Origin of the sequence: Gynuella sp. (assembly GCF_050297175.1) — a bacterium.
Taxonomy (GTDB): Bacteria; Pseudomonadota; Gammaproteobacteria; order Pseudomonadales; family Natronospirillaceae; genus Gynuella.
Genome location: NZ_JBNKSF010000035.1, coordinates 455,555 through 469,569, shown reverse-complemented (window position 1 = coordinate 469,569; position 14,015 = coordinate 455,555). Strand labels below are relative to the sequence as shown.

Annotated in this window: 10 protein-coding genes; 6 read left to right on the top strand and 4 right to left on the bottom strand. The window is 49.1% G+C overall.

Going from position 1 to position 14,015, the window contains the following annotated elements; translation table 11 throughout:
• The first annotated feature begins 277 nt into the window (after positions 1-277).
• Entirely contained in the window at positions 278-706 is a 429-nt protein-coding gene (locus ACQY6I_RS15185; RefSeq protein WP_428242340.1) for an MAPEG family protein, read from the top strand.
• Between the two features lie 100 nt (positions 707-806).
• Here ACQY6I_RS15185 and ACQY6I_RS15180 read toward each other — a convergent pair whose 3' ends face one another.
• Positions 807-2,249: an SLC13 family permease gene (locus tag ACQY6I_RS15180; protein WP_428242339.1), complete on the bottom strand. Its 1,443-nt coding sequence runs from the start codon at positions 2,247-2,249 to the stop codon at positions 807-809.
• A 444-nt stretch (positions 2,250-2,693) separates the two neighbouring features.
• Between ACQY6I_RS15180 and ACQY6I_RS15175 the strand changes: the two genes are divergently transcribed.
• Positions 2,694-5,705, top strand: coding sequence for a putative Ig domain-containing protein (locus ACQY6I_RS15175; RefSeq protein ID WP_428242338.1), 3,012 nt, complete (start codon positions 2,694-2,696; stop codon positions 5,703-5,705).
• A gap of 68 nt (positions 5,706-5,773) precedes the next feature.
• Here ACQY6I_RS15175 and ACQY6I_RS15170 read toward each other — a convergent pair whose 3' ends face one another.
• Together ACQY6I_RS15170 and ACQY6I_RS15165 are read right to left on the bottom strand one after the other, a co-directional pair.
• A complete protein-coding gene (locus tag ACQY6I_RS15170) occupies positions 5,774-6,472 on the bottom strand; it encodes a glutathione binding-like protein (protein WP_428242337.1) in 699 nt (232 codons plus the stop codon).
• A 200-nt stretch (positions 6,473-6,672) separates the two neighbouring features.
• Complete coding sequence (locus ACQY6I_RS15165; protein ID WP_428242336.1) at positions 6,673-7,266, bottom strand: DUF1993 family protein; 594 nt, start codon at positions 7,264-7,266, stop codon at positions 6,673-6,675.
• 99 nt (positions 7,267-7,365) lie between these two features.
• Here ACQY6I_RS15165 and ACQY6I_RS15160 point away from each other — a divergent pair, with 99 nt between their 5' ends.
• Positions 7,366-8,268, top strand: coding sequence for a LysR family transcriptional regulator (locus tag ACQY6I_RS15160; RefSeq protein ID WP_428242335.1), 903 nt, complete (start codon positions 7,366-7,368; stop codon positions 8,266-8,268).
• Here the strand turns inward: ACQY6I_RS15160 and ACQY6I_RS15155 are convergent.
• Positions 8,265-9,563, bottom strand: a complete 1,299-nt coding sequence (locus ACQY6I_RS15155; protein ID WP_428242334.1) for a GGDEF domain-containing protein — start codon at positions 9,561-9,563, stop codon at positions 8,265-8,267. The genes ACQY6I_RS15160 and ACQY6I_RS15155 overlap by 4 nt on opposite strands.
• Before the next feature lie 314 nt (positions 9,564-9,877).
• Here ACQY6I_RS15155 and ACQY6I_RS15150 point away from each other — a divergent pair, with 314 nt between their 5' ends.
• The 3 genes from ACQY6I_RS15150 to ACQY6I_RS15140 all read left to right on the top strand — a co-directional run bounded on the left by ACQY6I_RS15150 (position 9,878) and on the right by ACQY6I_RS15140 (position 13,939).
• Positions 9,878-10,777, top strand: a complete 900-nt coding sequence (locus ACQY6I_RS15150) for an AraC family transcriptional regulator (RefSeq protein WP_428242333.1) — start codon at positions 9,878-9,880, stop codon at positions 10,775-10,777.
• Between the two features lie 105 nt (positions 10,778-10,882).
• Complete coding sequence (locus tag ACQY6I_RS15145; RefSeq protein ID WP_428242332.1) at positions 10,883-12,283, top strand: MFS transporter; 1,401 nt, start codon at positions 10,883-10,885, stop codon at positions 12,281-12,283.
• Positions 12,284-12,295: 12 nt separating this feature from the next.
• Positions 12,296-13,939, top strand: a complete 1,644-nt coding sequence (locus tag ACQY6I_RS15140; protein WP_428242331.1) for a glycoside hydrolase family 3 protein — start codon at positions 12,296-12,298, stop codon at positions 13,937-13,939.
• The last annotated feature ends 76 nt before the right edge of the window (positions 13,940-14,015 follow it).

The following is a 14,015-nucleotide window of genomic DNA, read 5'->3' as shown; positions in this document are numbered from 1 at the left end:
GAAATCTCTGTGACAGGCTGGTGCTATTCATCTGCCCACTTAAGGAACCACAAAATCATTATCTGCGTCGCAATGCGACATTAAAATCCGGCAAAGTTGCACGAATTCCCTAAATCTCATCATGCACAGGTGGCAAACCAATGGAAATGGTGCCTGCGTCAATCGCTTACCGGGTGCTCATAATGACAGCATTGAGTTTGGCAATAACTGTGTCATTGTGATTTTCAGCTGCCCATTCAATAATCATCGGCGACATTCACAGCAGCAGGTTGAAACAATGGAAACAAGTGTTGAGATGATTGCACCGGTCATCGCGTTGGTGGCATGGTCGATGGTCATGTGGGTTTGGATGTATGCCACCCGTCTGCCGGCCATGCGCAAGGCTGGAATCAAACCGGACCCGAACGCACTGAAAGGACAGCAGATGTCGGCTTTGCCACCGTCCGTGCGCTGGAAAGCCGATAACTACAATCACCTGATGGAGCAGCCGACGATCTTTTATGCGCTGGCTATTTCCCTCGCGGTGATTGGAAGTGGCAATGAGGTTAACCTGTATTTGGCCTGGGCATATGTGTGTCTGCGTATTGCACACAGTTTGGTTCAAGTGCTCGGTAATCGTATTGAAATCAGATTTGTTCTGTATACGTTGTCTAATATTCCACTGTTTGGGTTAACGTTTAATGCCGCCATGTTTTTTATCCGCTGAGGTATTGAGATTTTCATAGTGCTGTTGGCGGCGGCTATGGTATGGAAGGGCAGTGCCATGAATCAGTTATCATGGTTATCGGAAGTGCCATTTCCCTGGCTCAGAAGTTCAATACCCATCGAACCAGCGTCAGCCCCAGCAGACTGATCCAGAAGATGGCGACCAGATTCAGTACCAGCCCGGTTTTGGCCATATCGGCAATACGCAATTGACCGGAAGAAAAAATAATGGCGTTCGGAGGTGTCGCCACAGGCATCATAAACGCACAGCTGGCACCAATGGCAGCTGGGATAACCAATGACATGGGGGTATTGCTGATTGACATGGCAATGGGACCCAGTAGTGGTAAGAAACCGGCAGCAGTAGCCGTGTTACTGGTAATTTCTGTCAGAAACACGATGATCGCGACAACGACAATCGTCATTAGCCATAGTGGCAGGGTTCCGAGTGCTTCTACCTGCAAGGCAATATAGTCGGCCAAGCCGGATGATTTGATTAAACCTGCCAAACTCAACCCACCGCCGAATAGCAACAAAATACCCCAAGGAACCTTGGTTGCATCCTTCCATTTGAGCAGACGCCGGTTGTGTCTATCGATAGGGCAGGCAAACAGCAGGCTGGCGGAGAGCATGGCAATAATCGTATCGTCCAGAGGTAGTCCGGTTACTTTGGCAATGATTGGTCGAAACATCCAGGCCAGTGCGGTCAGGGAAAAGATAATCAACACCGCGGTTTCCTCTCGTTTGACCGGGCCTAACTCATTTAACTGCAAACGAAAAGTTACCTTGGAACAACGGGTGACATTTTTGTCCACCTGATAAAACATTTTTGTTAGCCAGAGCCAGGTACTGAGCAATAGCACTACTGTAAGTGGGATACCCACCATCATCCATCTGGCGAAACTGATTTTGATGTGAAAACTCTCGTTTAAATAGGCGGCCATTAAGGCATTGGGTGGTGTGCCAATTAACGTTGCCACTCCACCGATTGAAGCAGCATAAGCGATACTCAATAACAAAGCTTTGTTAAACGGTGCATCAGTTTGTTCGTCTGACTGTGTCATCTGAATGATGGACAGGCCAATAGGTAGCATCATCACTGTGGTCGCAGTGTTCGACATCCACATCGATAAAAATGCGGTGACCAGCATGATGCCGGCGATCTGTTGACTGGGTTTGCTGCCGGTCAGCAGCATGGTTTTCAGCGCAATGCGTTTGTGCAAAGACCAGCGTTCCATCGCGATGGATAACATGAATCCGCCCATGAACAAAAAGATCAAAGGATGCGCGTAAGAGACCGCCACGGCATTAATGTGATTGATTTGCAGTAGCGGTGCGATCACCAAAGGCAGGAAGGATGTGACCGGAATTGGAACCGCCTCGGTAATCCACCAGGATGCCATCCAGAACGTCAGGCCAATAGTATGCCAGCTGGCGTCCGACAAACCTCCCGGAGCCGGAAGAACAACAATAATCAGCATGACCACAGGCCCCAATAACAACCCGAACCAGGATCGGTTTTCCTGTTTTACCTGCATCGACATGGTCGTATTCCGCAGTCGATTATTGGTCTTATTAACCCGGCAAGTATTTATGCCGGGTTAATAACGTGATGCACAGATGCACCACACCATTGGCAGAGCCAATGAGCGCTCCGAGAAATCAAAACAATCTATTTGATTACCTGATTAGTAGTTTAGTGCAGATTGAACGTTTTTGAAGGCTTAAAAAAAGTTTTGAAAGCCCTTTTTGGTGACCGGTTTGGGCGGTGCCGATAATGCCCTGAACGAGACCCGTCAGAATGCCTGCCGGCAGAGCAACAGGTATGGAAGAGTGATTAATACCCAGTTTGGTTAGCCAACACAAAACTGCGTCAGATCAACTTTTTTGTGGTCTGGTAGAGGGGGTGTTGAATATCAGTAATATCTAACCTAGCATCACATGGCCTCGGTAGTAGGGATGGGGTAATGATCATTTAAGGAGGAAGTATGTTTTCACATGATTCTTTTATGCCGAAACGGCAGCACAATTTTCTTTCTAATTTCTGTTTACTTGTTTTCATATTATTCTTTTCGCTACCTGTATTCAGTCTGGCAGCAGTTGCCTATGACACCGATGGTGATGGCATACCGGACACACGCGATAATTGCCGCGAAGTTGTAAATTCGAATCAACTCGATTCTGATCACGACGGTTATGGCAATGTGTGTGATGCGGATTACGACAATAACAATATTGTGAACATGGATGACCTGGATATTTTTCTGCTGAAATTTGAGTCGAAAGATCCGGCCGCAGATCTGGATGGTGATGGCCAGGTTGGTATTTCTGATCTATCCGCATTTTATGCCATGATAAATACTGCACCCGGACCGGGAGCAGAGCAGCCTGAATTTGAATCCGGTATTTTGGGAAGGGTTGTGGATATTGCCGGACTCGTCGTCGCCGACAGTACCATTACGGTTTATCAGACTGGCATACCGGTGGAAGCCGATGTTCAGATCGATAGTGACGGTGTATTCAGTGTTTTGCTGCCTGCTGAGGAATCATTTAGCTTAAATGTCAGCGCACCCGGTTATTCCACTCAGGTTGTACCGATTCTCTCTCCACCAGCCGATGGCGAGGTGTCCATTACTGTCACGCTGATTAAGCGCGGTGACGTGATGGTCATCAGTGATCCTGGTGTGACCACTCAGTCTGCCGCCGCCGGCGCAGGCGTGACATTTGATAAAGCCGATTTTGTGGACGCTGACGGCCAGCCGGTTGAAGGCGATGTCGAGTTGACGATAACCCCTGTCAACGTCTCAAAGCCGGCTTCAATGGCCGCTTTCCCAGGTAGTTTTTCGGGCGTGGCCGAAGGTGAGGATGAACCCTCGCAGATTTTCAGTCTGGGTACGGTCGAATATCATTTTACCCAGAATGGTAAAACCATTAATTTGGCTCCCGGTGCCAGCGCTGAAGTGTTGCTGCCAATGTATGCCAGCCACTACCAGGATGGCAGTGATATCGCCGTTGGCCACACTATTCCCATCTGGTATCTGAATGAATCAACCGGTATCTGGCAACAGGAAGGTACCGGTGAAGTGGTTGCCTCTGAAGATTCACTCACCGGGCTGGCCCTGAGGGCCACCGTCAGTCATTTTTCCTGGTGGAATGTGGATTTAATCGCGTCGACTGCGTTTGTGAAAGTAACGATTCTCGGGGACACCGTCGGTACGGCCGATATTATTGCCACAGCAAGTCGTTTAAGTTGGAAGAATGCAACCACCACTCTGCGTGTGGGTGATACCACCGATGCATTACCCATTCCCACTGGCACTCCAGTCCAAATTACCGCATTTATTCGCTACGATGACGGTGCCTATGCGATGGCTACCTCGGAAAGTATTACCGCGGAAATCGGTCAATTACTGACTGTTGCATTAAAAGCGAACACTGGAGGCGCTATTAATATCACCAGTGTTCCTGTTGGCGTCATGGATGATCAATTGGATATTTACACCGTGACGGATCAACCGGTGCCGATTGAATTTATACCGCTGACTCGCGAAGACTCTGTGGTGTATTCCATTGCAGAAGGCGAATTGCCGGGTGGGTTAACGCTCGAAAGTAATGGGCAGTCTGGCAGAATTACGGGGAACCCCTCCGTGCCTGGCACTTATCATTTTGTTGTTGCGGCAACTGATATGGATGGATATGAGGATGCTATCAGTGTGACCTATGTTGTTGAAAACATATCCGAAAAATCCCTCAACCTGCCGTTTAACAAAACCAGTAAATTTGGAGTTTTGTTAGGTTTGCACAGCGGTCAAGCGACAATAAACTGGAATGATGGTAGTGAGTTGGATGTCGTATCTACGGATTTAGGGGGTGGTACTTATGGGGTGACTCATGAATATGCTTCGCCAATCGCGGGTAGTGTTACGATTACATTTTCCAATGGTTTGAATGCTGCAAAAAATCTGGGATCTTATCGTCAGGATGTTGATTCAAGGGCGACGTTCAGCTTTGATGTATCCCGGCTGGCAGGCCTCACTAATTTGGAATCGGTCAATTTCTCGAGTTCTGCCTCGTTGACAGGGTCTCTGCAATCTCTTCCCGACAGCTTGATATCAATAACCGTAACAGGGACTGAAAGTCACGTTGTGGGTACGATTGAGGCTCTGAATCCCCAATTAAAAGCACTGCAATTGGGCGGTTATAGTGGGGTTACCGGTGCAATTAAAGACTTACCCCAAGGATTAACTACTTTATATCTTGGCGGCAGTGGAACCGATATTACCGGTGACATATCCGAAATGCCTGACCCTCTGCAATATGTGTATCTACAGGGGGGGGGTCAAGTATCATTGACTGGTGATATTGCTGATTTACCGGCACAGATAAAAACAGTCTTGTTACAAACTGATCAGAATATTGTGGGCAACATCGCGGATATTCCGGATTCGGTGACTGTTTTTTACGTTACCAATTCAAATACCATCACTGGAAACATTGCGGATCTTCCCAGTGGAGTGGTGTCATTCAGTGTTGCTGGTGATAATACAATCTCCGGTAACCTCGCTGATATAGGCTCTCAAGTTTCCTCAATTTGGGTATACGGGCATAACACCATAACCGGCGATATTGCCTCTCTGCCTGAAGGTATTGATGACCTGGTATTAAGCGGCAAAAATACCGTGTATGGCGACCTGGCCCAGCTGCGCGCAAATGATATTCGCACGCTTTATATCATGGGGCTAAATACCATTGATGCATTCAGCGAGTCACCTGTTTGGGCACCTCGCAAGCTGAATCATTTGGTTTTGGGGCAGGGCGGAAGTTCGGGGTTTGATGCGGATGAGGTTGATCGGCTTTTGATCTATCTCAGTCATACCATACCGGACGTGAAATACGGTCGTGTTTATGTATATCGTACTCACGATGCGTCACCAACATCCGCTGCTGATGAGGCGATTTCCAGGTTAGAAAGTAAAGGTTTTGTTGTCTCCACCAACTAACCTTTTGCGGCGGTCTGTGCAATCATACCAGGTCGCCGCGTTCTCTTTTTTTATTTAGCGGCTGGGGGTTATTTGACCCGATCCGCACCTTGTCCGAATAACATTTTTTTCTCTTCTTCGCTGAATGGTTTAGCCTCCGGGACGATCTGTTTGGCAAGTTCGTAGGCTTTGATCACCGCCGGTCTTTGAGCCATGCGGTCAAACCAGCGCTTTAAGTGTGGGAAGGCGTTGATATCCTGCTGTTGTCGCTCATAAGGTACCACCCACGGATAGCACGCCATATCGGCAATGGAATATTCCCCGGCAATGTATTCGCGCTCGGCCAATTGTTTATCGAGCACGGCGTACAGACGTGAAGTTTCTTTAACGTAGCGCTCAGTTGCATAGGGAATGCGTTCCGGTGCATAGACGCTAAAGTGATGGTTTTGTCCGGCCATAGGGCCGAGTCCACCCATTTGCCAGTTGAGCCATTGCAGTACTTCATAGCGGGCATGCAGTTCTGTGGGTAAAAACTGTCCGGTTTTTTCCGCCAGATATTGCAAAATAGCACCGGATTCGAATACCGAAACCGATTCACTGCCATCTGCTGGATTGGTGTCAATTATGGCCGGTATCCGATTGTTGGGCGAGTGTTTTAGAAAACGTTCACCAAATTGATCGCCTTTGCCAATATCAATAGGCGTGATTTTATAAGGCAGTCCGGTTTCTTCGAGAAAGATGGTGATCTTGTGTCCGTTGGGAGTGGTCCAGTAAAACAATTCAAGCATGATGCTCTCCAATATAGGGTCTGATAGCGTGTAACAAAGCTAAGGAACCATCTGAAAAATGGCCTATTTTCGCGCAGGACGTTGTCAGCCCCCGTCTCACATCCTCATTTACGCCCGTAAATTGCGGTGTTGCGAGTGGTGCTTCCTCGCCTGCATCAAAACTATTCCTATTTTTCAGAGGCCCCTAACCGTCAGACGGTTTAAGGTCGTGGCAATGAGGTCATATCCATAGTCTGATAGACCGGCATTCCTTCGTAATCCTGTTTTCCAAGCGCAACGCCATAATGACGCAAAATGCCGTAGGCGATGCTCAGGTGAAAGTAAAAATTGGGTAGAAAGTAGTGCATGATGAATGCCTGACGTTCAAAGAGACGTGCTTGTCCATGCATTTGCACCGTGATGCTTTCCGGTTGTAGCGCTTGTGTATGTTCATTTTCCAGTGTAGCCAGCCAGTCGAGCAAGGTCGTTATCTTGCTGATCAGTTCATCAAAAGTGCTGACGGGAGGGTCGAATCTGGCACCGACCCCACGATTGAAGACGGCGTAATCCGGATCTTCAGCGTCGTCAGGGCCGGCAGCCAAGAGCCTTGTCAACGTGCCTCGTACAGCAGTCGTTACTATTTCAATCTGTTGCTGCATGGGCAGCATATCTGCAGCCAGCCGTGCATTCAGCAGTTCGGTTTCATCCATACCGTGTTGTTGTGCATGATCGCGGGCCTTATGCAGACAGCCGATGGTGTTTTGCAGCATCCGATGGAGGATGGCCGTGAGCGGCAGTTGGAAAGAAAGCGTCATATTTTCTATTCATTGCAGAGTGATTGGGTGATTGTGCAGTATTAAAATGAATTTGATAATTAAGGTTATTGTTTAATGACTTTCAAATGAGGTTTGAAAATGTATGGTCTTGGAGAGTTGCGATTGTTTTTACGGGCGGCAGAAACCGGCAATCTGAGTCTGGCCGCGCGTCAGCTGGATCTGACACCTGCTGCTGCCAGTGCCGGGATCAAGCGATTGGAACAGGATCTGTCTGTCAGATTGTTTGAACGCTCCACGCGTTCCATTCGGTTAACGGCCGAAGGTGAGTTATTCCGGGAATACGCCGGTCGGGCATTGTCGACGCTGGCGGACGGAGAAGCACAGGTACGAACCGGGAAATGTGCGTTGCAGGGGGATATTCATCTATCCGCTCCGACCGATCTGTCCCGACAGCTGCTGTCACTATGGTTGGACGATTTTCATCGGACGTATCCGCAGGTCAGGATATTCGTGCACTCGTCTGATGGGCTGCATGACCTGTGGCGTGATGGGATTGATCTGGCCATTCGTTATGGTCTATTGCAGGACTCCACCCTGGTAGCGCGGCGGTTATGTGAGGTGGAACAAGTCCTGTGTGCAGCCCCTGACTACATTCGTGACCGGGAAAAACCTGTAGTACCGGAAGATTTGACGGCTCATAACTGCCTGACCATCTTTAACCGTGGACGGCAGACATCCAACTGGACTTTTTATTCTGATGGGTGTCCCGTAACGGTGAAGGTGAGAGGTGACCGCAGCAGTGACGACAGTTCGCTGGTGCATCACTGGGCGTTGAATGGTGCCGGCATTCTTTATAAAGCACGAATTGATCTGCAACACGACATAGACCAGGGACGGCTGGTGACATTACTGCCCGATTATCAGGGCAGCCGGGTACCGCTGAATGCCATTTATACCGATACCCAGTATCTGCCTTTGAGAGTGCGGGCTCTGGTGGATTTTCTGGTGGACCGCTTCCATCAGTATATGGCAAGGGCCTAGTGAGTCTGCGATGGCTGTTTCAGGCAACGGACCTGATTGCGTCCCTCGTTTTTAGCCAGATAAAGCTGTTCATCCGCCAGTACCAGCATATGTTCGAAATGCTGCTGATCCAGTTCGTCGCAGATACCAAAGCTCATGGTGACCGCCAGCTGCTCAGAGATCTTATGCCATGGGTGGTTTTCGATGCGGTTACGAATGCGTTCAATCAGCTCCTGTGCTTCTAGCGGCGTTGTGCCGGGCAGGGCAATGACCATTTCCTCGCCACCATATCGGGCCAGCACATCAGTGTCCCGTAATGAGTTGTTTAAAATATCGGCAACCTGCTGTAATACCCGATCACCCGTAGCATGAGAGAAACGATCATTGATTTTTTTAAAATGGTCCACGTCTCCGAGTACGATGCAAAAGGGTCGGTGATAGCGCAATGCTTCCTGGTGCAGGCGGTCCACTTCCTCATTGAAAAAACGGCGGTTGTGCAGGCCGGTCAGGCTATCACGAATACTCAGTTCTTTGAGTTCCTCCGCCTGTTTGGCAATGGTGGCGTGGGAGTCCTCCAGTCTGTTATAGGCCTCCACCAGACGGGCGTTCATAGCATTAAAAGCCTGACCCAGACGACCGGTCTCATCATTGGTACTGATATCCACCTGCTGTTCAAGATGGCTGGCGCTCATTTTTTCCACCGCGGTTGTCAGTTGTTTCAGAGATCTGACCAGTTTGCTACCTTCCCAAAAACCGAAGGGAATCAGGATCAATAAAGACAGTCCGGTGGCGTACAGTAGTGATTCTTTCAGAGTATTGAGATAGGTTGTATCGGATCGGGTCAGTGGTATTGTGCCGCTGGGCAAGACATAGGCCACCACTTTCTGATTGATCATGATCGGGTCTGCGTCTGTGAGTGTCTGCTGATCAACCTGTTCACCGGGTTGATAGGTTTTACCGCCGATAATATTACGCCCGGAAGGATCAAACAGAGCGAACTGAAAGCTCGGGTCGGCTGGCTGTTCCGACCCCCTCTGCCCGGATGCCAAATTATTGAATGGCCTGTCGGCATGATTCGGTGGTCGATTGTCCAGAGCTATGCGGGCCAGGCGGGTGGCATCGGTTTCGGTGTTCCAGGAATGTTCATGGTCAATATATCGCTCGATCATGCGGGCGAAATTCTGATAGTGCAGCTGTTTGGCGCTTTCAATAAAATGTTGTTGTACTTTCCATGGAGTGATCAGCGCAAACAGGGTAATAACCAGCAGGTTAGAACCAATCAGAGCAACAATGAGTTTGGTTTTTAATGATCTCATGGCGTTTTGCATTTAACCGGTATGAGTATGACAACATATTACTGTATTAAGGTGTGATTGAGTAATTATGTGCATAATCTGTGCTGGGCTAAACAGCGCCAGCCGGTATCTATGGTGGTAAATTTCCGTGTTATGTTTCGCACATAGGATGTATCTGCACTGAACAACAGAGCAGCCAAACCGGCTTCCGGCGAATTGGTTATCGCGGTTTGCCTCGCTCTGGTTTCGTGGTCGGCTCTGTTCGAAAAATCTTTAACGTATAAATAGTTATTTATCTGGTATGTTAACCCAATTGTTTAATTGCCGGAGTTCATATGTATTTGTTGTCCAGTCAAACTGAGCTTCTGGATCAGGTTTGGAAAGTGTTCGGTCATCGCATTTTTGAATGTGGTATCCATCGTCACCGTGCTCATGAGTGTCTATGGGTACTCAAAGGACAGATCAGAGTGCAGGTGAATGAGCAGGTGTATGATTTGTCCGGTGGGGATATCATCGTTATCAATGGCGATGTACCGCATGCAACTCGCGCCGCCAGTCAGGATAATATTGTGATTTGTGTGCAGAACCAGTTTGATCCAATGATCAATACTGACTGCGGGCCATGGCTCCGTAATCCGGTGCAATTGGCCAGAATGAAATGCCTGCGCAGCAGCATGGCTCATATCTGGTGGGAACATGAATATCGTAAACCGCATTGGGAACTGGCGGTTCAACGCTATCTGGCTGAAATACAATTATTGTTTCAACGGTATTTTCCAGCTCCGCAACATCCGGTTTCTGTCGTTTTACCTGATCAACATAAACGGCTGAATGCGTTGATTCACTATCTTGAACAGCATTATAGCGAGCATATCTCCTTAAGCCAGTTGGCAGAGCGTGAAGGGTTGTCGGAGGCTTATCTGAGTCGCTATTTCAAAGAACACACCGGACACACCTTTCACCGATATTTAACCCTGTTGCGATTGGAACAAAGTATGGTGGAGCTGATACAGAGCAGCCATTCCATTGCAGCTATTGCATTAAGTCATGGCTTTCCTTCCATCAAAGCCTATAACACCGCATTTAAACGTGAATATCATTGTACTCCGGGTGAATTTCGTCATCGTAAACAGCATGAGCCCATTGCGCTCGGGCGTATCTATGGCGATTATGATCCCGCTAATCTCATTCGCCTGTTGACCCCGTGGTTGGATCAACAGGCACTTTATTTATAGCCGGTATCAAAAAAAGACCATAATCGAGGTCAAAAATGGGATAGTTCGAAAGCAGGATCATGGTGACAATGGTCATGACAACAAATATAAAAAAAGAGATTGACCATGAAAAAACTCACCATGATCGAGAAAGTCGGCTATGGATTCGGTGACCTGGCCAGCAACGTTGTATTTACCACCGTGGGTACCTACCTGATGTTTTTTTACACCGACGTATTTGGCATATCGGCAGCCATTGTCGGCACACTGTTTTTTGTTACCCGCATGTGGGATGCCATTTCTGATCCTGTCATGGGCATCATTGGTGATCGTACCGAAAGCCGTTGGGGCAAGTTCAGGCCGTATCTGCTATTCACACCGGTACCGCTGGCGATTGTCGCTGTTATAACATTTACCACACCAGACATCAGTGAATCCGGCAAAGTAATTTGGGCGTTCGCCAGCTACATTGCACTCATGACACTTTATACTGTGATCAATATTCCATACTCATCACTACCACCTATGATTACCGATAGTGCTGTGGAGCGTGGTGAGTTGGCATCCTACCGAATGCTGCTCGCATTTACCGGAGGCCTGCTGGTCAATGCCGGCACCATTCCATTAATGAATTACTTCGGTGATGGTAATCAGCAACTGGGATATCAGCGCACGATGATGTTGTTCAGCGTCATAATGATGGTATTGTTTTTTGTTTGTTTCGCACTTGTCCGCGAACGTGTTCCACCACTGACACAAACCAGCTCATTGAAATCGGATTTTAAAGTCGTGATGCGAAACCGGGCCTACTGGACCATTATTATGATAGGTGTGCCAGTGTTTGCTCTGTTGATGGCACCATTTGCAGTTGGCATGTATTTTTTCAGTTATAACGTGGGTGATCAGTCGGCGGCGGCACCATTCTTTACCCTGGGTACATTGGGAATGATCGCCGGAGCCGTGGTGTGTATTTTTGCGGTCAAAAAAATCTGTAAGCGGACATTGATGATCATCGCGCTGATCGGTTCTTCCCTGACTATCAGTCAGATCTATTGGCTGGATCCCGAAAATCTTCGTGGTATCTATACCATTATCTTCATCAACCAGTTTTTCCTGGGTATCAGTGCCACCAACCTGTGGGGGCTGGTCGGAGACACCGCTGATTACATTGAGTGGCGTTCCGGGCGCCGGGTGGTAGGACTGGCGACCAGCTCAGCGACTTTCTCCCATAAGTTTGGCATGGGGCTGGGCGGCGCACTGGTTGGTTTTGCTTTGAGTTCCTCTGGTTATGTAGCCGGAGCAGAACAAACGCCCGAAGCATTAAATACCATTCTGTTGTTCATGAGCCTGGTGCCGGGCGCTGGAGCCCTCGTGATTGCGTTCATTACCTCGTTTTACCCGGTGACCCGCAAAATAAGTGAACAGGCTCAGGCCGAGCTGACAGTGCGACGCAGCCTGGCAATATCAGAAACGTCCGGCGAAGACACGACACTGGCTTCTGATCAAGGCGTTCTTTACACCAGATAAAGGAAGATCATCATGTTTGAGTCATTAAAAAGAGCACCGTTTAATCTGGATGATACTGCACTCGCCTGGGTACGACAGCAGTATGACAATATGGATCTGCAGCAGCGACTGGGCCAATTGTTCAATCTGCTGGTGATGGGGGAATCCGATGAACAATTGGCCCTGATTCGTCACCTGCAGCCTGGTGGCATAACCCGCTCAGTGGGCCGGGAACTGCAAACCGAAATCAACTACATGCAGTCACTGCTGGCGGCTTTCGACTGCCCACCGCTGGTCAGCGCGGATGTGGAAGGCGGACAAATGAGCTTCGCGTTTGGCAGCTCCATGCCCAATCAGCTTGCGTTGGCGGCATTGAATGATGCCGAAGTCACTGAACGCTGTGCATCGATTCAGGCCCGCGAGGCCAGGGCACTCGGCATCAACTGGACATTCACGCCAGTGGTGGATCTAAATCATAGTTTTCGCAGCGCCATCGTCGGTACCCGCTCCTATGGTTCTGATCATCAGGTTGTGATGCAAATGGGGCGCGCCAATATCCGTGGTTTTCAACGCAATGGCCTGGCCGCAACGGCCAAACACTGGCCCGGCGATGGTTATGATGATCGCGACCAGCATCTGGTGACATCGGTGAATCCACTGACCGTTGAGGAATGGCACAAACAGTTCGGAGTCCTCTATCGATCCATGATTAAAGAGGGCGTCATGTCTATTATGTCGGCACATATTGCCCTGCCTGAATATATGAAACTGTACACCGACGATCCTGAGCAGTGGTGGCGGCCGGCAAGTATCAATCGCGCACTCAATCAACAGTTACTGCGTGAAGAGCTGGGTTTCAACGGTCTCATCGTCTCTGATGCATCGGTCATGGCGGGACTCAGTGGGTGGACGGACCGTGCCACCCTTATTGCCGAATTGATTGAAAATGGTTGCGATATGATTCTGTTCTGTCGCGAACCGGTGGAAGACATGGCCTATCTGCTGGCCGCTGTGCGACGTGGCGATGTATCGGAACAACGCATTGAGGAAGCCGTATTACGGGTGCTGGCCATGAAAGCCGCGCTGGGATTACATCGCACGCCGCCGAAAACCGATATCGCTGTATTTGCGCAACAGACAGACATGTCCAAGGTGTTCGCCCGTTGCCCTACATTGGTCAAAGACCGTACCGACTTTCTACCCATCTCCGCAGAACGACATCCTCGCGTGTTGGTATTCTCTCCAGGCATTCAGCACGTCATGCAGGAACAGCCATTACCGCTGCAACTACCGGATCTGCTCCGTGAAGAAGGATTTGAAGTTACCCTGTTTACGCCGGAAATGGATGTTCAAACCCGTGATTACGACTGGGTTCTATACCTGCTGGCCGAAGAATCCAGCTTGCTGCGCTCACACATCTACATCGATTGGTTTCGGCTACACGGTGGATTCATGCCCGCGATGACCCGTTACTGGGTTGATATTCCTACGGTAATGGTCTCGTTTGGGCATCCATATTACCTTTACGACGCGCCCAGAGTACCAACCTACATAAATGCCTATTGTGCAACGGCAGAAATGCAGGCATCGGTTTTGTCCGGTCTGCTTGGTCGTGAGTCGTTCAATCGCTCAAATCCCGTTGATCCTTTTTGTGGCTCAGAACAGGGGCGCTACTGAAAACGAAAACAGGGTGCGCCATGGCACCCTGTCTCGCATTCCTACCCGGATTCGCTCTACGCTCTACCATCGCAAT